This window comes from Streptomyces sp. NPDC028910 (assembly GCF_055564955.1).
In genome coordinates this window covers 129960-147856 of record NZ_JBVHVF010000019.1, presented here as the reverse complement: position 1 = coordinate 147856, position 17897 = coordinate 129960, and the positions used below count along the sequence as shown (strand labels likewise).

Here is a 17897-nt window from a genome sequence, read left to right as displayed (position 1 = left end):
AGCGAGTGTGCTGAGGCGGGCGGGGGGATGGCCAGGAACATGCCGGTCGATTCGTGGCGGGGAGACACTGGTTCCATGACCGATACGCGGACACGCCTCGCGCACACCTCTCAGTTGGGCCCCGGGGCGCTGGAGGAGATCCGGGCGATGCTGGACGAGGCCTTCGAAGGGGACTTCTCCGACGAGGACTTCGAGCACGGGCTCGGCGGGATGCACGCCCTGGTGCACGAGGGCGGGGAGCTGGTCGGGCACGGGAGCGTGGTCCAGCGCAGGGTCGTGCACCGGGGCGTGGCCCTGCGCACCGGGTACGTCGAGGCCGTGGCCGTACGGGCCGACCGGCGGCGCAGGGGGATCGGCGGCGCCGTCATGGCGGGCCTGGAAACGGTCATCGGGCGGGCCTACGTGCTCGGCGCGCTGTCGGCGTCGGACGACGGAGCCGGGCTGTACCGCGGCCGTGGCTGGTCCGTGTGGCCCGGCCGGATCGGGGTGCTCTCGCCGGACGGGCCCGTGCGCCTGCGCGAGGAGGAGGGGTCCACGTACGTGTGGACCCCGCCCGGCGGGACCCTCCCGGACACCGCCGGGAGGCTGGACTTCGACTGGCGCAACGGCGACGTGCTGTAGCCGCCGTCAGCCCGAGACGCTCGGCGTGCCCGACTCGATGTGGCCCGTGTAGCGGCGCGACCAGGTGCCGTCGCAGTCGGCCAGGATCGTGAAGTCGTACCAGCCGTTGTGGTAGGCCACGGCGTTGAAGTGGTCCTGCCGCGAGGAGTTCGCCGGGACGGTGTAGGTCCACGGGCCGTCCGTGCGGTAGGCGTTCGCGCGGATCGTGAAGGTGACGGGGGAAGCGGAGGAGTTCTTCATCCTGAAGTAGAGCGCCGTCCTGCCGGTGCCCGGCTCGACCGCGAAGCGGGCCGCCACCTCGATGTCCTTGCCCGGTTTCGACGCGTCGCCGATGAAGCGGCGCAGGAAGCGGTTCGGCCCGTGCATCGAGATGTCGTACTTGCCCGAGCCGTGGCCGAAGCCGATGTTGAAGTAGTCGCTGCCGGCGGCGCCCGGGTCGACCGTGTACTGCCAGGCCGCCGTGTCCCGGTGCTGGTGCGGGTGGATCGAGAAGTGCGCCGCCTGCTTCGCCTCGGCGCCCTGGTTCGTCATCGAGAACCAGGCCAGGATCTTGCCGGCCGCCCCGAACTCGAAACGGTCCAGATTGCCGTTCACCTGGTACGGCAGCGCCCGCGCCGGGCGGGTGCCGGGCTCCTGCGCCGGGAGGGCGTTGTCCTGCGGCACCGGGTTGGGGAGCGGGCCGCAGGTGGACTGGCCGATCACCTCGGCGGTGGACGGGAGGCCCGCGGGGACCCCGTGGACCGGGTGCGCGAAGTCGAAGACGCCGGTCAGGTCGCCGACCACCTTGCGGCGCCACGCGCTGATGTTCGGACAGGTGGCGGGGGTGCCGAGGGCGGCCGTCCACTTCTCCATGAACCGCAGGACCGAGGTGTGGTCGAAGACCTCCGAGCTCACCCAGCCACCGCGGGTCCACGGGGAGATCACGATCATCGGGACGCGGAAGCCGAGCCCGATCGGGGCGCCGTCCAGGTACTCGCCGGGGGTGCCCGGCGAAGCGACGGGCGGCGGCACGTGGTCGAAGAAGCCGTCGTTCTCGTCGTAGTTGAGGAAGAGGACGGTGGAGTCGAAGACCTCCGGGTTCGCGGCGAGCGCCCGGTAGACCAGGTCCACGAAGTGCGCGCCGTCGCCGGGCGGGGCGTAGGGGTGCTCGGAGAAGGCCTCGCTGGCCACGACCCAGGACACCTGGGGGAGGGTGCCCGCGAGGACGTCGGCGCGGATCGCGGCCGCGATGTCGTCCGGGGTGGAGCCGGTGACCCTGGGGACCGAGCCCATGCCCCGGTCCCACAGCGGGTTGCCGGGGACCGCGTCCGTGAACTTCTTGAAGTAGGCGAGCCCGTTGTCCCCGTAGTTGTCCTGGGCGTTCTGGTAGACCTTCCAGCTCATGCCGGCCCGCTGGAGGGCCTCGGCGTAGGTCTCCCAGGTCAGCCCGGACTCGTCGCCGCCGTCCTTGCTGGAGGCATCGATCCTGCCGCTCCACAGGAAGGTCCGGTTCGGGCCGGTCGCGCTGAGGGCGGAGCAGAAGTACGCGTCGCAGATGGTGTAGTGGTCGGCGAGGCCGTAATGGAAGGGGATGTCTCCCCGGTCCAGATAGCCGAGCGTGCGCGTGTTGCCGACGCCGGTGACCCAGTTGTCCATCCGGCCCTTGTTCCAGGCCGCGTGCTGCGAGGTCCAGCTGTGCGGGAGGTCGCCGTTGCACTGGGCCAGGGTCTCGCCGTCCACGCCGCCCGCCGGCGGGGTGGAGCTGAGCTTCCACGGGTACTGGCGGCCGCCCCAGTTGGGCTGGTTGAACATGCCCCAGCCGCCCGGGAGGTTGCCGGCGGCGCGGTCGCCGAACCCGCGCACGCCCTTCAGCCGGCCGAAGTAGTGGTCGAAGCCGCGGTTCTCCTGCATCAGGATCACCACGTGCCGCACGTCGGTGATGGTGCCGGTCGCGGCGGCCGCGGCCGCCGTCGTCGGCAGCGCGGCGGGCAGGGCCGACCCCGCCATCAGCCCGGCGCCGATTCCCACGAAACCTCTGCGGCTGATCGGTGTCACTGGCCCCTCGCCTCCCACTCGAGTGCCCCGTCGGCACATTGACGGCAAGGGTGACGGGGGCCGCCTCAAAGGTCTACATCCGTGCGGCAAGAGTTCGGTGAACTTACCGATGAATGGATTCAGTTGGCGATCCGCACGAGCATCTTGCCCAGATTGTCCCCGCGGAGCATGCCGCGGAAGGCGTCCACCGTGTGATCGAATCCCTGCACAACGGTGGTATCGGTACCGATCCGGCCGCTGCGCAGATGAGGCACCAGGAAGTCCTCCAGCTCGTCCTGCAGATTGGTGTGATCGCGAACCAATACCCCTTCCAGGCGCAGGGATTTGTTGACGACTTCGAAGAGGTTGCGGGGCGCGGCGGGGGACCGGTCGCCGTTGTACGTGGAGACGGCGCCGACCCAGGCGATCCGCCCGTATGCGCGCAGAACGTCGATCGCGCCCGCCAGGTGGTCGCCGCCCACGTTGTCCACGTAGACGTCGATGCCGTCGGGAGCCGCCTTCGCGAGCTGCTCGCCGACCGGCCCGTCGTGGTAGTCGAAGGCCGCGTCGAAGCCGAGCACCTCGGTGAGGTGGCGGACCTTGGCCGCCGGGCCCGCGCTGCCGATGATCCGGCGGGCGCCGAGCAGCCGGGCGATGTGCCCGGCGGCCGTGCCGACCCCGCCCGCGGCGGCGGAGACGAAGAGGTCCTCGCCCGCCCGCAGCGCCGCCGTCCGGGTCAGGGCCGCGTACGCGGTCAGTCCCGTGCCGCCCAGGATGGAGAGGTGCGCCTCGAGCGGGACGCCCTCGTGGGTGCGCACCTTGCGCGTGCCGCGCACGCCGAGGGTGACGAGGGCGTGCGTACGCCAGCCCTCGCGGTGGAAGACCAGGTCGCCCTCGCGCAGCCCCGGATCGCGGGAGGCGATCACCCGGCCCACCGAGCGGCCCTCCAGCGGGGTGTTCAGCTCGAAGCCGTCCTCGCCGCCGTCCATCATCTCGCGGTGCGGGGGCACCTCCCAGCGGTAGCTGGGGGCGGGTCCACCGAGAGCAGCAGGTTCGCCACCAGGGCGGTGCCGGGCGCCGGTTCCGGGACCGGGAAGGAGGTGTAGGCGAAGTCGGTCGCGGCGGGGAAGCCGGTGGGGCGGGCGATCTGGTGGACGGCGTACGCGGTGTTCTCGGTCATGGCCCCGACGCTAGGAAGGAATCCCGCGGCCGGGCAGGGGGTTGCGTTCATGGAAGCCGCGCATCCATGAACGGCGCTCATAGAGCGAGGTGGGGAACCCCGTGGCCGAACTGCTCCCGCAGGAACTGCGGATCCTGGTCGCCGTCGCCGAGACCGGCGGCTTCTCCGCGGCGGCCGCCGCGCTCGGCCTCACCCAGTCGGCCGTCTCGCACTCGGTGCGCGGCAGTGAGGCCAAGATCGGCGCGGTGCTCTTCGAACGGGGGCGGACCGGGGCCTCGCCGACCCGGGCGGGGGAGCGGGCGGTCGGCCACGCCCGCCGGATCCTGCGCCTGTACGAGGTCATGGGCGCGGAGGCGCGCGGCGCGGCCAGCAGGAGGCGTACCGCCTGGTGCACCCGGCCGGGCATCCGGACCCCAGGGCGCTGCCCCTGATGGACTGGGACGAGAACTGCGGCTCCTACACACGTGCCTGGTGGCGGGCCCAGGACTGGATACCGCGGGCGACGGTGACAGCGGAGGACGACGCGATGGTGCTGACCATGGTCGGCCGCGGGCTCGGCATGGCGATCATGCCCGAGCTGTCCCTGCGGGAGGCGACCGAGGCGGTCGACATCACCGATTTGGGGCCCCAGGGGCCGGTGAGGCACGTGGGGTACGTCACCACACCGGAATCAGCCTCGACCCTCGCCGTACGGGCTCTGATCAGGGAACTCCGCTCCGAGAAGGGCTGAACCGGACCCTCGGAACGGAGCTTTCCGAGGGGCTGCTCGTCTCAGATAGTAGGAAGTCCGAGTAATTGCCGAGACATACAGCGGGACCTGCCCTAGCTTTGTAGGAGCCGAACGTCTCGCCGATCGGGCGAATGGCGGTCGAGAGCGCGCGCCCCTGGCAGGCAACCCCTGCGGCGCACTGCTCCCCGCCTCTTCCGGCGCCTTGAAGGAACCCCTCATCCGTGGCTTCGCCACGCCGTGATCTCAAGGAGTCGATCACCATGACCGCAACCACCGCCGTCCGCCGCGTCCGTCACACGTCCGCCTCGGCCGCCGACCGCAAGAACGCCGCCGCGGCCCTCCAGCGGGCCCTCGACCGCCGCGACAACGGCGGGGCGACCGGCCACTGACCAGCGCCCTCCCGGGACATTCTGCGTCCGGATGGTGGACGCGGAATGTCTGAGGGCTGGGACAGGGAGTACGGTTCCGCCATGTCGACCAGCATCAATCTCGCAGTGATCCCCGGTGATGGCATCGGCCAGGAAGTCGTGGCTCAGGGACTCAAAGTCCTTACCGCGGTCCTGCCCCAGGATGTGAAGCTGGAGACCAGGCAATACGATCTCGGCGCGCAGCGCTGGCACCGCACCGGTGAGACCCTCCCGGACGCGGAGCTCGAAGCCCTCAAGCACCACGACGCGATCCTGCTGGGCGCCATCGGCGACCCCTCGGTCCCGTCCGGCGTGCTGGAGCGCGGCCTCCTGCTGAAGCTCCGCTTCGCCTTCGACCACTTCATCAACCTGCGCCCGTCGAAGCTGTTCCCCAACACCGCCACCCCGCTGGCCGGCCGCCCGGACATCGACTTCGTCGTGGTCCGCGAGGGCACCGAGGGCCCGTACACCGGCAACGGCGGCAGCCTGCGCACCGGCACCCCCGCCGAGGTGGCCACCGAGGTCAGCATCAACACCGCGTACGGCGTCGAGCGCGTCGTCCGTGACGCGTACGAGCGGGCCAACTCCCGTCCCCGCAAGAAGCTGACGCTGGTCCACAAGAACAACGTCCTCGTGTACGCGGGCCACATGTGGAAGAACATCTTCGACAAGGTCGGCCAGGAGTACCCCGAGGTCACCACCGACTACCTGCACGTCGACGCCGCGACGATCTTCTTCGTCACCCAGCCCGAGCGCTTCGACGTCATCGTCACGGACAACCTCTTCGGTGACATCCTCACCGACCTGGCCGCCGCCGTGACCGGCGGCATCGGCCTCGCCGCCTCCGGGAACATCAACCCGACCGGCGCCTTCCCGTCCATGTTCGAGCCCGTTCACGGCTCGGCCCCGGACATCGCCGGCACCGGCAAGGCCGATCCGACCGCGACGATCCTCTCCGTCGCCCTGCTGCTGCGTCACCTGGGCTACGAGGCCCAGGCCGTCCGCATCGAGGACGCGGTCTCCGCCGACCTGGCGGAGCGCGACGGAACCTTCCGCTCCACCGACGCGATCGGCGACGCCCTCGCCGCTCGAGTAGCCGGCTGACCCGGCAGCTCCACCTCAGGAAGCCGTCGGGTCACAAATGGGACCTGGCGGCTTTTCCTGTGCGGCCCCGGGTGCCACCATCTCCCCTGGGCCGCTGTCCCCGCTTCTCCGAAGTCCTCGCGCGCGCGATAATCGAACGCGAGGCCGCGGAATGCGGGGAAGCTCGGACGTCCTAGTACGCCGTGAGCGCGGTCCGCCATACACAACCGGTGAAGGACAAGCACTCATGACGACGCCCACGATCGAGCTCAAGCCCTCCTCGAACCCGCTGTCCGACGCGGAGCGCGAGGCGATCCTGGCCAGCCCCGGCTTCGGCCGCCACTTCACCGACCACATGGTGACGATCAAGTGGACCGAGGGCCGCGGCTGGCACGATGCCGAGCTGGTCCCGTACGCGCCGCTCTCGATCGACCCCGCGAACATGACCCTGCACTACGCGCAGACGATCTTCGAGGGTCTCAAGGCCTACCGCCAGCCCGACGGCACCGTGGCCACCTTCCGCCCCGAGGCCAACGCCGCGCGCTTCCAGTCCTCCGCCCGCCGGATGGCGATGCCGGAGCTGCCCACCGAGCTGTTCATCGAGGCCTGCGACGCGCTCATCAAGCAGGACCGCGCCTGGGTGCCGGACTCCGGCGAGGCCTCCCTCTACCTGCGGCCCTTCATGTTCGCCTCCGAGGTCGGCCTCGGCGTCCGCCCGGCCAACGAGTTCCTCTTCATCGTCATCGCCTCGCCCGCCGGCGCGTACTTCCCCGGCGGCGTCAAGCCCGTCTCCGTCTGGCTCTCCGAGGACTACGTCCGCGCGGTCAAGGGCGGCACCGGCGCGGCCAAGACCGGCGGCAACTACGCGGCCTCGCTGGTCGCGCAGGCCCAGGCGGCCTCGCACGGCTGCGACCAGGTGGTCTGGCTCGACGCCGTCGAGCACCGCTGGATCGAGGAGATGGGCGGGATGAACCTGTACTTCGTGTACGGGCAGGAGGACGGCACACAGCGCATCGTCACCCCGGAGCTCACCGGCTCGCTCCTTCCCGGCATCACCCGCGACTCCCTCCTCACCATCGCCCGCGACCTCGGTTACACCGCCGAGGAAGGCCGGATCACCACCGAGGACTGGAAGCGCGACAACGAGAACGGCACCCTGACCGAGGTGTTCGCCTGCGGCACCGCCGCGGTCATCACCCCGGTCGGCTCGGTCAAGTCCGAGCGCGCCAACTGGATCCAGGGCGACGGCGAGCCCGGCCCGGTCACCATGCGCCTGCGCAAGGCCCTCCTGGAGCTCCAGACCGGCCACAGCGCCGACACCCACGGCTGGATGCACCCGCTCGGCTGACGGCCCGGGGTGACCGATCGGTACGGGCCTAACCTGGAGTGGGGGCCCGTACCGAGGTGGTGTGCGATGTCCGAGGCGAGTAACTACTGGGCTTCTGGGAACTGGAAGGTCTCCGAGGGCAAGGAAGACGAGTTCGTCGACCGCTGGACGGCCTTCCTCACATGGACCAAGGAAGCGAACGAGGGCTTCCTCTTCGCCCGCCTGATCCGCGATCTGGGCAATCCGGGCCACTACGTGTCCTTCGCCTCATGGCGCGACGTGGACGCGATGAAGGCCTGGCAGGACAGGCCCGAGTTCGCCGAGCACTTCGGCGGCTGCCGCGCCCTGTGCGAGGACATGCAGGGCGGCGGATTCGCGTTGGCCCGGGCGGTGGACGCGTAGAGCTCCGCACGTACGAAGGGCCCGTCTCGGGAGACGGGCCCTTCATGCGTACGGTCCCGCTCAGGCGGCCGCGGCCGCCGGCTCCTCGGCGGGAACGGCCACGGCCGCCCGGGAGGTACGAGCGGTCAGGGCCGCGTAGAGCAGCCCGCCCGCGAGGCCGGAGAGGACGAAGGAGCAGTCCACGCCCCCGGTGAGGGAGAGCAGCGGGCCCTCGTAGAAGGGGGTGCTCACGGAGAGCAGGCCGATCCCGGCGCCGACCGCCCAGGAGACGGTGGCGCCCGGGTTCCAGCCGGCGCGGTACCAGTACACGCCGCCCACCGAGCGGCGGTTGAAGACCTGGAGGGCGTCGGCGTCGTACTGCCCGCGGCAGCGCACGTAACCGATGAGCGTGATGACGGCCCACGGGGTGCCGATCGCGGTCAGCAGCAGGACGAAGGAGGTCATCGCCGACTGCACGTCCCACGAGAAGGAGCCGATGAAGACGAAGGCGGTGGCGACGACCGCGGCGACCAGGGTGGCCGTGGTGCGGGTGGCCCTGGGGACGATCGCGTCGAGGTCGAGGCCCATGGAGTAGAGCATCAGTCCGGCGTTGCCCACCGAGCCGGCCGCCGCGGCGGCGAGCAGCGGAACCAGGAACCAGAACGGCGCGGCTTCGACCAGCGGCCCGGCGTAGTCGGCGCCGGCCTTGGCGGCGAGCGCGGTGTAGGTGCCGAACAGCTGCGGTACCAGCAGGCCGACGAGCAGGCCGAGACCGGTGGCCCAGAGGACCTTGCGGGAGCTGTGCCTGCGGGGGGAGACGTAGCGGGTGTAGTCGCCGAGCAGGGTGATGAAGGCGACGGGACCGCTCAGACCGGCGGCGACGGCCGCGAGCAGCCAGGTCGGCCAGAAGGAGCCCAGCAGGTACGCGGTGTCCGGCGGGGCGGCGGTGGTGAAGTCGCCGGAGTAGGCGAAGACGCCGACGGCCAGCAGGACGACCATGCCGATCGACAGGACCTTGCTCATGCGCAGCAGCAGCCGGTAGCCGAAGACGGCCGCCACGACGGTGCACGCGGCCAGTACCCCGTACATCACGGCCCGCGAGACGCCGGTGTCCGGGAGCCCGGTGAGCCGGGACAGGACGCCGACCATCACGTCGCCGCCGATCCACAGGGTGAGCGCGGTGTAGCCGAGCGACAGCAGCAGGCCCACCACCGAGCCCACGAGCCGGCCGCGGACGCCGAACTGCGCGCCGCTGGAGGTGGAGAGGTTCGTCGCCGTACGCAGGGAGACGAGCGCCAGCGGCGCGGTGAAGGCGATGCCGACGAGGGTGCCGGTCACGATGGCGGTGACCGAGGGCCACAGGCCCAGTCCGAAGGACGGGGGCAGCCAGCCGAAGACGATCACGCCGAGGCAGAGGTTGGAGCCGAGGAGGATCGAGATCAGGTCACGGGGACCGCTCGTCCGCTCCTCCTCGGGGATGGTGTCGACTCCGCGCTGTTCGATGGGCATGGGGGGACTCCCTTGGCAGGGCGGGGGATGGTCGCGCATGTTTGAGCGACATTCAATGTGACTCAAGCCCTGGTCCCAGGTCAATGATTCCCACCGACGAAATGAAGAGTTAGAGTGATGCTCTAACCCATCGACTCAAGAGGTGGTGGATCGGCGTGCGGCTGACCCCTACGGAGCGCGACCGGCTGCTGCTCCGCAGCGCTGCGGAACTGGCCAGGGCCCGACGGGCCCGGGGCCTGAAGCTCAACGTCCCGGAGGCCACCGCGCTGATCGCGGACACGGTCTGCGAGGCCGCGCGCGACGGCAAGCGGCTGGCGGAGGCCATCGAGGAGGCCCGGAGCGTGCTGGGCCCGGACGATGTCCTGCCGGGCGTCGCGGACGTGGTCACCGAGGTGCACGTGGAGGCCGTCTTCGACGACGGATCCCGCCTCGCGGTGGTCTCGTCCCCCATCCAGGGCGCGGTGTCGCTCGGAGACGACGCCCCGGGCGCGGTCGTCCCCGGCCCCGGCGTCCCCCAGCCGGAGCCCGCCGTGCACCTGCACGTGCGCAACACCGCCGCCGTGCCGGTGAGCGTCACCTCCCACTTCCACTTCTTCGAGGCCAACCCGCGGCTCGACTTCGACCGCGCCGCGGCCTACGGGATGCGGCTGTGCGTGCCGGCGGGCTCGTCCGTACGGTTCGACCCCCACGGCGAGGGCGAGGTCGGCCTCGTGCCCATCGGCGGCGAGCGCGTCGCGATCGGCTTCGCGGGGCTGGTCGACGGCCCCCTGGACGCCCCCGGAGCGAAGGCGCAGGCGCTGGCGAGGGCGGCGGCGTGCGGCTACCTGGGCGCGCAGGCGCCCGGGGCCGACGGCCCGGCCGGCCAGACCCCCGGCACCACCGAGCACGCGGACGGAGACCAGGCGTGAGCAAGAAGACCCCGCACAGCGACCACTGTGCGCCGGGCAGCCGGCACATCGACCCGCACGAGTACGCCTCCGTCTTCGGCCCCCGCGCCGGGGACCGGGTGCGGCTCGGCGACTCCGGGCTCACCGTCCGGGTGGAGTCCGACGCCCAGAAGCCCGGCGACGAGTTCCTCGCCGGCTTCGGCAAGACCGCCCGCGACGGTCTGCACCTGAAGGCCGCGGCCGTCCGCGAGACCTGTGACGTCGTGATCAGCAACGTGCTGGTGATCGACGCCGTGCTGGGCATCCGGAAGGTCTCCATCGGCATCCGCGAGGGCCGCATCCACGCGATCGGCCGGGCCGGCAACCCCGACACCCTCGACGGGGTCGACGTGGTCGTCGGCACGGGGACCTCGATCGTCTCCGGCGAGGGCCTGATCGCCACCGCCGGCGCCGTGGACACCCACGTCCACCTGCTCTCCCCGCGCATCATGGAGGCCTCGCTCGCCGCCGGTGTCACCACGGTCATCGGCCAGGAGTTCGGCCCGGTCTGGGGCGTCGGCGTCAACTCCCCGTGGGCGCTGAAGCACGCCTTCAACGCCTTCGACGCCTGGCCCGTCAACATCGGATTCCTCGCCCGCGGCTCCTCCTCGGACGCCGCGCCCCTCGTCGAGGCGCTGGCCGAGGGCGGGGCCTCCGGTTTCAAGGTCCACGAGGACATGGGCGCCCACACCCGCGCCCTGGACACCGCCCTGCGCGTGGCCGAGGAGTACGACGTACAGGTCGCCCTGCACAGCGACGGCCTGAACGAGTGCCTCTCCGTCGAGGACACCCTGCGGGTCCTGGACGGGCGCACCATCCACGCCTTCCACATCGAGGGCTGCGGCGGCGGCCACGTCCCCAACGTGCTCAAGATGGCGGGCGTGCCGAACGTGATCGGCTCCTCCACCAACCCCACCCTGCCCTTCGGCCGGGACGCCGTCGCCGAGCACTACGGCATGATCGTCTCCGTCCACGACCTCAAGCCCGACCTCCCGGGCGACGCCGCCATGGCCCGCGACCGGATCCGCGCGGGCACCATGGGCGCCGAGGACGTCCTGCACGACCTGGGCGCGATCGGCATCACGTCCTCCGACGCCCAGGGCATGGGCCGCGCGGGGGAGACCATCCGCCGCACCTTCGCCATGGCCGCCAAGATGAAGGGGGAGCTCGGCCCGCTGGCCGGTGACGGCGAGGGCGACGACAACGCCCGCGTCCTGCGCTACATGGCCAAGCTGACCATCAACCCGGCCATCGCCCACGGCCTCGCCCATGAGATCGGATCCATCGAGGTCGGCAAGCTCGCCGACATCGTGCTGTGGCGCCCGCAGTTCTTCGGCGCCAAGCCGCAGCTGGTCCTCAAGTCCGGCTTCCCGGCGTACGGGGTCACCGGCGATCCCAACGCGGCCACCGACACCTGCGAACCGCTGGTCCTCGGCCCGCAGTTCGGCTCGTACGGGGCCACCGCCGCCGACATCTCCGTCGCCTTCGTCTCGGCCGCCGCGGCGGCCCTGGGCAGCGACGAGATGCCCACCCGCCGACGCAGGGTCGCCGTCCGCGGCACCCGTGGGATCGGCCCCGGGGACCTGCTCCTCAACTCCCGGGTGGGCGCGGTCGATGTGGACGCGCGCAGCGGACTCGTCTCCCTCGACGGAGAACCGCTGCGCTCCGAAGCCGCCGAATCGGTCTTCCTCAACCGCCTGTACTTCCTGTAAGAGCTGTAAGGACGCCTCATGACCAAGCCCGCCAACGACGGATTCCGGATGCCGGCCGAGTGGACCCCCCACGAGCGCACCTGGATGGCCTGGCCCAGCCCCAACCCCACCTTCACCAACGAGCAGGAGCTCGCCGAGGCCCGCGAGGCCTGGGGCGCCGTGGCCCGCGCGGTCCGCTCGTACGAGCCGGTGACCATCGTCGTCTCCCCGGGCGACGCGGACAGCGCCCGCGCCATCGTCGGCGACGACATCGAGCTGATCGAGCAGGAGCTCGACGACGCCTGGATGCGCGACATCGGCCCGACGTTCGTCACCAACGACGCCGGTGAGCTCGCCGCCGTCGACTGGACCTTCAACGGCTGGGGCGCCCAGGAGTGGGCCCGCTGGGACCACGACTCGAAGATCGCCCGGCACGTCTCCGACGTGGTCGGCACCCGTACGTTCAGCACCGCGCTCGTCAACGAGGGCGGCGCCATCCACGTCGACGGCGAGGGCACCGTCCTGCTCACCGACACCGTGCAGCTGGGCGAGGGCCGTAACCCCGGCTGGACCCGCCAGGAGGTCGAGGCCGAGATCCACGCCCACCTCGGCACGACCAAGGCGATCTGGCTGCCGTACGGCCTGGCCGGCGACTACGGCACCTACGGCACCCAGGGCCACGTCGACATCGTCGCCGCCTTCGCCCGCCCCGGCGTCGTCATGGTGCACACCCAGCCCGACCCGGCCCACCCGGACCACGAGCGCTGCAAGACCATCGCGGCCATCCTGCGGGCGTCCACCGACGCCCGGGGCCGGCAGCTGGAGGTCGTGGAGATCCCCGCGCCGACCGTGCTGGAGGAGGACGGGGAGTGGGTGGACTACTCCTACATCAACCACTACCTGTGCAACGGCGGTGTCGTGCTGTGCGCCTTCGACGACCCGCGCGACGAAGAGGCCGCCGAGATCTTCCGCGGACTGTTCCCCGAGCGGACCGTGACCCTCGTTGACGCACGTACGATTTTCGCCGGGGGTGGCGGTATCCACTGCATCACCCAGCAGCAGCCGAAGGTCTGACCTTCGGGATCCGGACGAGGAGTGGGCTCATGGCGGCGGGTGGAGTACCGGTACGGGCGGCGCGCAAGAACGCGCCCCCGCGCGAGGACGTACTCGTCGCCGCCATGGCCACGATCGCCGAGCGCGGGCTCGAAGGCCTGACCATGGCCGGTCTGGGCCGCGAGGTCGGCATGAGCAGCGGCCACCTCCTCTACTACTTCCGCAGCAAGGACGAGCTCCTGCTGCAGACCCTGGAGTGGAGCGAGGCGGAACTGGGCGACGAGCGGCGGGCACTGCTGTCCCGCCGCGGTCCGGTGGCCGAGCGCCTGCGGGCGTACGTCGACCTGTACGTGCCCACGCGGGCCCGCGACCCGCACTGGACGCTGTGGCTGGAGGTCTGGAACCGCTCCCAGAACGCCGGCCCCGAGGAACGCGACCGGCAGGCGGCCATCGAGGGGGCCTGGCACCGCGACCTGGTGGCGCTGCTCGCCGAGGGCATCTCGCGCGGGGAGTTCCGTCCGGTGGACGCCGAACGCGTGGCGACCCGCATCCGGGCCCTGCTCGACGGATTCAGCATCCAGCTGGCGGTGGGTCTGCCGACGCTGGACCGGTCAGCCATCCTGACCCACGTCCACGAGTTCCTCACCGAAACCCTCGGCGATTTCAGCCCCGTCGGCGCTTGAGGCGGGCAGGGTGCCCGCATCGTGAGATTCCTGTCCATCCGCGGCGAGCGGTGTGGCAGACTGCCAGCGTGCCTGCTCAGCTCATGATTATCGCCAGCAGCGCGCCGGTCCCCAGTGGCCGCTGAACCGTGGAAGAACTTCGCGGAAGCGGCCACCGTGCCTCGGACCCGCGCGCAGACCTCTCGCTACCCGCGAGAGGTTTTTTCGTTTCCCGGACCATCCCTGCCGGGACCGGGCCGCGCGCGATGATGGGGGCAGTGACGGCGGCCTGCCCCTTTGGCGGGCATCCGGAACCACTCATCCGACAGGAGTCAGATCAGCATGACGACGACACCAGAGGCGGCAACTGTGCTGTCAGGGGGCGTGGACGACAGCTTCCACGTCTTCGACACCACCCTGCGCGACGGCGCCCAGCGTGAGGGCATCAACCTCACCGTCGCCGACAAGCTGACGATCGCCCGGCATCTGGACGACTTCGGAGTGGGCTTCATCGAGGGCGGCTGGCCCGGCGCCAACCCCCGTGACACCGAGTTCTTCGCCCGCGCCCGCGCGGAGATCGACTTCAAGAACGCCCAGCTGGTCGCCTTCGGCGCGACGCGGCGGGCGGGCGGCTCGGCCGCCCAGGACCCGCAGGTGCGGGCCCTGCTGGAGTCCGGCGCCCCGGTGATCACGCTCGTCGCCAAGTCACACGACCGCCACGTCGAGCTCGCCCTGCGCACCACCCTCGACGAGAACCTGGAGATGGTCCGCGACACCGTCTCCTACCTGGTCGGCCAGGGCCGCCGCGTCTTCGTCGACTGCGAGCACTTCTTCGACGGCTACCGGGCCAACGCCGAGTACGCGAAGTCGGTCGTACGCGTCGCCCACGAGGCCGGCGCCGACGTCGTCATCCTCTGCGACACCAACGGCGGCATGCTTCCCGCCCAGGTGACGGCCACCGTCGCGACCGTCCTCGCCGACACCGGCGCCCGGCTGGGCATCCACGCCCAGGACGACACCGGCTGCGCCGTCGCCAACACCCTGGCCGCCGTGGACGCCGGCGCCACCCACGTCCAGTGCACGGCGAACGGCTACGGCGAGCGCGTCGGCAACGCCAACCTCTTCCCCGTCGTCGCCGCCCTGGAGATCAAGTACGGGCGCAAGGTGCTCCCCGAGGGCGCGCTCGCCGAGATGACCCGGATCTCGCACGCCATCGCCGAGGTCGTGAACCTCACCCCGTCCACGCACCAGCCGTACGTCGGCGTCTCCGCCTTCGCGCACAAGGCGGGCCTGCACGCCTCGGCCATCAAGGTCGACCCGGACCTCTACCAGCACATCGACCCCGAGCGGGTCGGCAACACCATGCGGATGCTGGTCTCCGACATGGCCGGCCGCGCCTCCATCGAGCTCAAGGGCAAGGAGCTCGGCGTCGAATTGAACGGGGACCGCGCGCTGATCTCCCGCGTCGTGGAGCGGGTCAAGGAGCGCGAACTCCAGGGCTACACCTACGAGGCGGCCGACGCCTCCTTCGAGCTGCTGCTGCGCGCCGAGGCCGAGGGCCGGGCCCGCAAGTACTTCCGCGTCGAGTCCTGGCGGGCGATCGTCGAGGACCGCCCGGACGGCACCCACGCCAACGAGGCCACGGTCAAGCTGTGGGCCAAGGGCGAGCGGATCGTCGCCACGGCCGAGGGCAACGGCCCGGTCAACGCGCTGGACCGGGCGCTGCGGGTGGCGCTGGAGCGGTTCTACCCACAACTGGCCAAGTTCGAGCTGGTCGACTACAAGGTCCGCATCCTGGAGGGCACGCACGGCACGGAGTCCACGACCCGCGTGCTGATCGCCACGACGGACGGCGTCCGCGAGTGGTCCACGGTCGGCGTGGCCCCGAACGTGATCGCCGCGTCCTGGCAGGCCCTGGAGGACGCGTTCACGTACGGCCTCCTCCACGCGGGCGTGGAACCGGCCGAGTAGTTCGGGCTTATGTCCTGTTTACGCAGGAAAGTACCGGTTCGGGTAGCGTCGTGGATATGAGGACCAGGCTGATATCCGTTCGCTGTGGATCGCTGCTGGCCGGTCTGCTGCTGGCCCTGTCGACGGGCGCCCTGGTGGCCGCGCCGCAGGCGTCCGCCGCCACCGGAGTCGCCGCCGTGGGAGAGGCCCTCAAGGAGGGCCCGGTCTACGTCGACCCCCGAGCCGAGGCGCAGCTGCCCCCGGCCGAGGCGGACGCGCTCGAGCAGAAGATCAAGGACGCCGGGAAGCCGGTGTTCGTCGCCGTGCTGCCGGCCACCGCCGAGTTCCCCGAGGACAAGGTGCTCGGCGCCGTCCGCGCCGAGACCGGCATCACCGGGCTCTACGCGATCCGGCTCGGCGACGGCTTCAACGCCGGAGCCGACCGGGCGGTCATGCCGGGCAACGCCGTCCGCAACCTCACCGAGGCCGTGAAGACCGGTACCCCGGTGGACGCGAGCACCCAGCTCAACCACTTCGTGGACCAGGCCCTGAGCCAGGTCAAGGGCGGCGCCCCCGCCTCCTGGGGCACCACCGGCGCTGACGACGAGGTCCCGGTCGGCGGGCTGATCACCCTCGGCGCGGTGGCCGCGATCGGCGGCGGCGGCGCGTACGCGCTGGTCCGGCGCAACCGGAAGAAGAAGGAAGAGACCCGGCGCGAGGCCATCGAGCGGCTCCGGGTGGTCGTAGACGAGGACATCACGGCCTTCGGCGAGGAGCTGGACCGCCTCGACTTCCACCCCGGCGAACCCGGCGCGGACGACGCCATGCGCAAGGACTACGAGCAGGGGCTCGACTCGTACGAGAAGGCCAAGCAGATCATGGCCTCGGTCCAGTACCCCGAAGAGGTCAAGGGCGCGACCCAGGCCCTGGAGGACGGCCGGTACGCCCTGGCCTGCCTGGACGCGCGCCGCCAGGGGCAGCCGGTGCCCGAGCGCCGCCTTCCCTGCTTCTTCGACCCGCGCCACGGGCCGAGCACCGAGGACGCCACCTGGGCTCCGGCCGGCGGGGCGGCCCGTACCGTGCCCGTCTGTACGGCGGACGCCGTACGGGTGCGCGACGGCCTGGACCCGGCGGTCCGTACGGTCGACACCGCGCAGGGGCCCCGGCCGTACTACGACGCCGGCCCGGCGTACGGGCCCTGGGCGGGCGGCTACTTCGGCGGCGGCATCCTGCCCGGTCTGCTCATGGGCACGATGCTCGGTTCGATGATGTCCAGCCCCGCCTACGCCGCGGACTACGGCGGTGACATGGGCGGCGGCTTCGAGGGCGGGGACGTCTCCGGGGCCGACTTCAACCCGTCGGACTTCGGCGGCGGCGGATTCGACGGGGGCGGAGGCTTCGACGGCGGGGGCGGCTTCTAGCCGCCCCCAGAAGTCCGCAGGTCCGCAGGTCCGCAGGTCCGCAGGTCTGCGGGTCCGCCGGTCAGGCCTGCTTGATGGCCGAGATGTCGAAGGTCAGCTTCACCTTGTCGCTGACCATCACGCCGCCGGCCTCCAGTGCGGCGTTCCACGTCAGGCCCCAGTCGGAGCGCAGGATCTCGGCGGCGCCCTCGAAGCCCACGCGCTCGTTGCCGTAGACGTCCTTGGCGGAACCGGTGAACTCCAGGTCGATCGAGAGCGGTCGCGTGACGTCCTTGATCGTCAGCTCGCCCGTGACGCGGTACCGGTCACCGCCGAGCTGACGCGCCTCGGTGGACCGGAAGGTCATCAGCGGGAAGAGCTCGGCGTCGAAGAAGTCGCTGCCCAGCAGGTGGGCGTCGCGGTCGGCAATGCCGGTGCTGACCGAGGGGATCTTGACATCGATGGAGGCCGTGGAGCGGGCCGGGTCGGCGCCGTCCAGGTGCAGGGTTCCCTCGTGCTCCGCGAAGGTGCCGCGGACGTTGGTGACCATGGCGTGGCGGACGGTGAAGCCGATGCTGCTGTGGGCCGCGTCGATGACGTAGTCGCCGGTGAGGGCGGCGAGCGCCGGGTCCACGTCCAGCGTGGCGACGGCGGCGGTGGGGGTGGTCTGGCTGCGGCGGGTGAAGAGACCCATGGCTTCCTCCTCGGTAGTGTCCTGCTCGGTGGGGCGAGGATGTTGAATCTTCAACGACCTCACGAGAAGGACGCTAGACCCCTTTCGTTCAAATTTCAACATCTAGGCGGAGTGTCAGGCCATTTTGTGAAAATCTCACAAAGGGCGAGGGCTCCATCTGGCGGAGTCCTTACATCCCCCGGTCGTTCTGTGCGGGCCGGACAGCGGAAGACTCCCGAGACTGTGCGGAATGAACGGAGGTTTTTCATCGCGATCTTCGTAAGGTCGGTA

14 protein-coding genes and 2 pseudogenes are annotated in these 17897 nt (G+C 71.0%); 12 read left to right on the top strand and 4 right to left on the bottom strand.

What is annotated here, in order from left to right; all coding sequences use genetic code 11:
- The first annotated feature begins 39 nt into the window (after positions 1-39).
- A complete protein-coding gene (locus ACZ4TV_RS23290; RefSeq protein WP_468136662.1) occupies positions 40-621 on the top strand; it encodes a GNAT family N-acetyltransferase in 582 nt (193 codons plus the stop codon).
- A 6-nt stretch (positions 622-627) separates the two neighbouring features.
- Here the strand turns inward: ACZ4TV_RS23290 and ACZ4TV_RS23285 are convergent, their stop codons facing one another.
- Positions 628-2655: a phosphocholine-specific phospholipase C gene (locus tag ACZ4TV_RS23285; protein WP_468136661.1), complete on the bottom strand. Its 2028-nt coding sequence runs from the start codon at positions 2653-2655 to the stop codon at positions 628-630.
- Between the two features lie 119 nt (positions 2656-2774).
- Positions 2775-3814, bottom strand: a pseudogene (locus ACZ4TV_RS23280) (zinc-binding dehydrogenase).
- Between the two features lie 101 nt (positions 3815-3915).
- On the opposite strand from ACZ4TV_RS23280, the pseudogene ACZ4TV_RS23275 reads away from it, so the two are divergent.
- From ACZ4TV_RS23275 to ACZ4TV_RS23255, 5 genes and pseudogenes are all read left to right on the top strand, one after another.
- Positions 3916-4544, top strand: a pseudogene (locus ACZ4TV_RS23275) (LysR family transcriptional regulator).
- 260 nt (positions 4545-4804) lie between these two features.
- Positions 4805-4933 carry a hypothetical protein gene (locus ACZ4TV_RS23270; RefSeq protein WP_468136660.1) on the top strand — a complete coding sequence of 43 codons (129 nt, stop codon included), beginning with the start codon at positions 4805-4807 and terminating at the stop codon, positions 4931-4933.
- Between the two features lie 81 nt (positions 4934-5014).
- Positions 5015-6055: a 3-isopropylmalate dehydrogenase gene (locus ACZ4TV_RS23265; RefSeq protein ID WP_468136659.1), complete on the top strand. Its 1041-nt coding sequence runs from the start codon at positions 5015-5017 to the stop codon at positions 6053-6055.
- A gap of 226 nt (positions 6056-6281) precedes the next feature.
- A complete protein-coding gene (locus ACZ4TV_RS23260) occupies positions 6282-7382 on the top strand; it encodes a branched-chain amino acid aminotransferase (RefSeq protein WP_468136658.1) in 1101 nt (366 codons plus the stop codon).
- Positions 7383-7448: 66 nt separating this feature from the next.
- The gene (locus ACZ4TV_RS23255; protein ID WP_468136657.1) at positions 7449-7763 is read left to right on the top strand and encodes an antibiotic biosynthesis monooxygenase family protein; all 315 of its coding nucleotides are present in this window, start codon (positions 7449-7451) and stop codon (positions 7761-7763) included.
- Positions 7764-7823: 60 nt separating this feature from the next.
- Here ACZ4TV_RS23255 and ACZ4TV_RS23250 read toward each other — a convergent pair whose 3' ends face one another.
- On the bottom strand, positions 7824-9251 hold the full coding sequence (locus ACZ4TV_RS23250; protein WP_468136656.1) for a cytosine permease: 1428 nt from the start codon (positions 9249-9251) through the stop codon (positions 7824-7826).
- 155 nt (positions 9252-9406) lie between these two features.
- Here ACZ4TV_RS23250 and ureA point away from each other — a divergent pair, with 155 nt between their 5' ends.
- The 6 genes from ureA to ACZ4TV_RS23220 all read left to right on the top strand — a co-directional run bounded on the left by ureA (position 9407) and on the right by ACZ4TV_RS23220 (position 16954).
- Positions 9407-10159 carry an urease subunit gamma gene (ureA, locus tag ACZ4TV_RS23245; RefSeq protein ID WP_468136655.1) on the top strand — a complete coding sequence of 251 codons (753 nt, stop codon included), beginning with the start codon at positions 9407-9409 and terminating at the stop codon, positions 10157-10159.
- Positions 10156-11889 carry an urease subunit alpha gene (locus ACZ4TV_RS23240; protein WP_468136654.1) on the top strand — a complete coding sequence of 578 codons (1734 nt, stop codon included), beginning with the start codon at positions 10156-10158 and terminating at the stop codon, positions 11887-11889. The genes ureA and ACZ4TV_RS23240 overlap by 4 nt, the downstream gene beginning before the upstream one ends.
- Before the next feature lie 18 nt (positions 11890-11907).
- Positions 11908-12942, top strand: a complete 1035-nt coding sequence (locus ACZ4TV_RS23235; protein ID WP_468136653.1) for an agmatine deiminase family protein — start codon at positions 11908-11910, stop codon at positions 12940-12942.
- Positions 12943-12971: 29 nt separating this feature from the next.
- The gene (locus ACZ4TV_RS23230; RefSeq protein ID WP_468136652.1) at positions 12972-13604 is read left to right on the top strand and encodes a TetR/AcrR family transcriptional regulator; all 633 of its coding nucleotides are present in this window, start codon (positions 12972-12974) and stop codon (positions 13602-13604) included.
- Between the two features lie 321 nt (positions 13605-13925).
- Positions 13926-15554, top strand: a complete 1629-nt coding sequence (gene cimA / locus ACZ4TV_RS23225) for a citramalate synthase (protein WP_468136651.1) — start codon at positions 13926-13928, stop codon at positions 15552-15554.
- 56 nt (positions 15555-15610) lie between these two features.
- Entirely contained in the window at positions 15611-16954 is a 1344-nt protein-coding gene (locus ACZ4TV_RS23220) for a hypothetical protein (protein ID WP_468136649.1), read from the top strand.
- A gap of 61 nt (positions 16955-17015) precedes the next feature.
- Here the strand turns inward: ACZ4TV_RS23220 and ACZ4TV_RS23215 are convergent, their stop codons facing one another.
- On the bottom strand, positions 17016-17627 hold the full coding sequence (locus ACZ4TV_RS23215) for a YceI family protein (protein WP_468136647.1): 612 nt from the start codon (positions 17625-17627) through the stop codon (positions 17016-17018).
- Positions 17628-17897 lie beyond the last annotated feature (270 nt).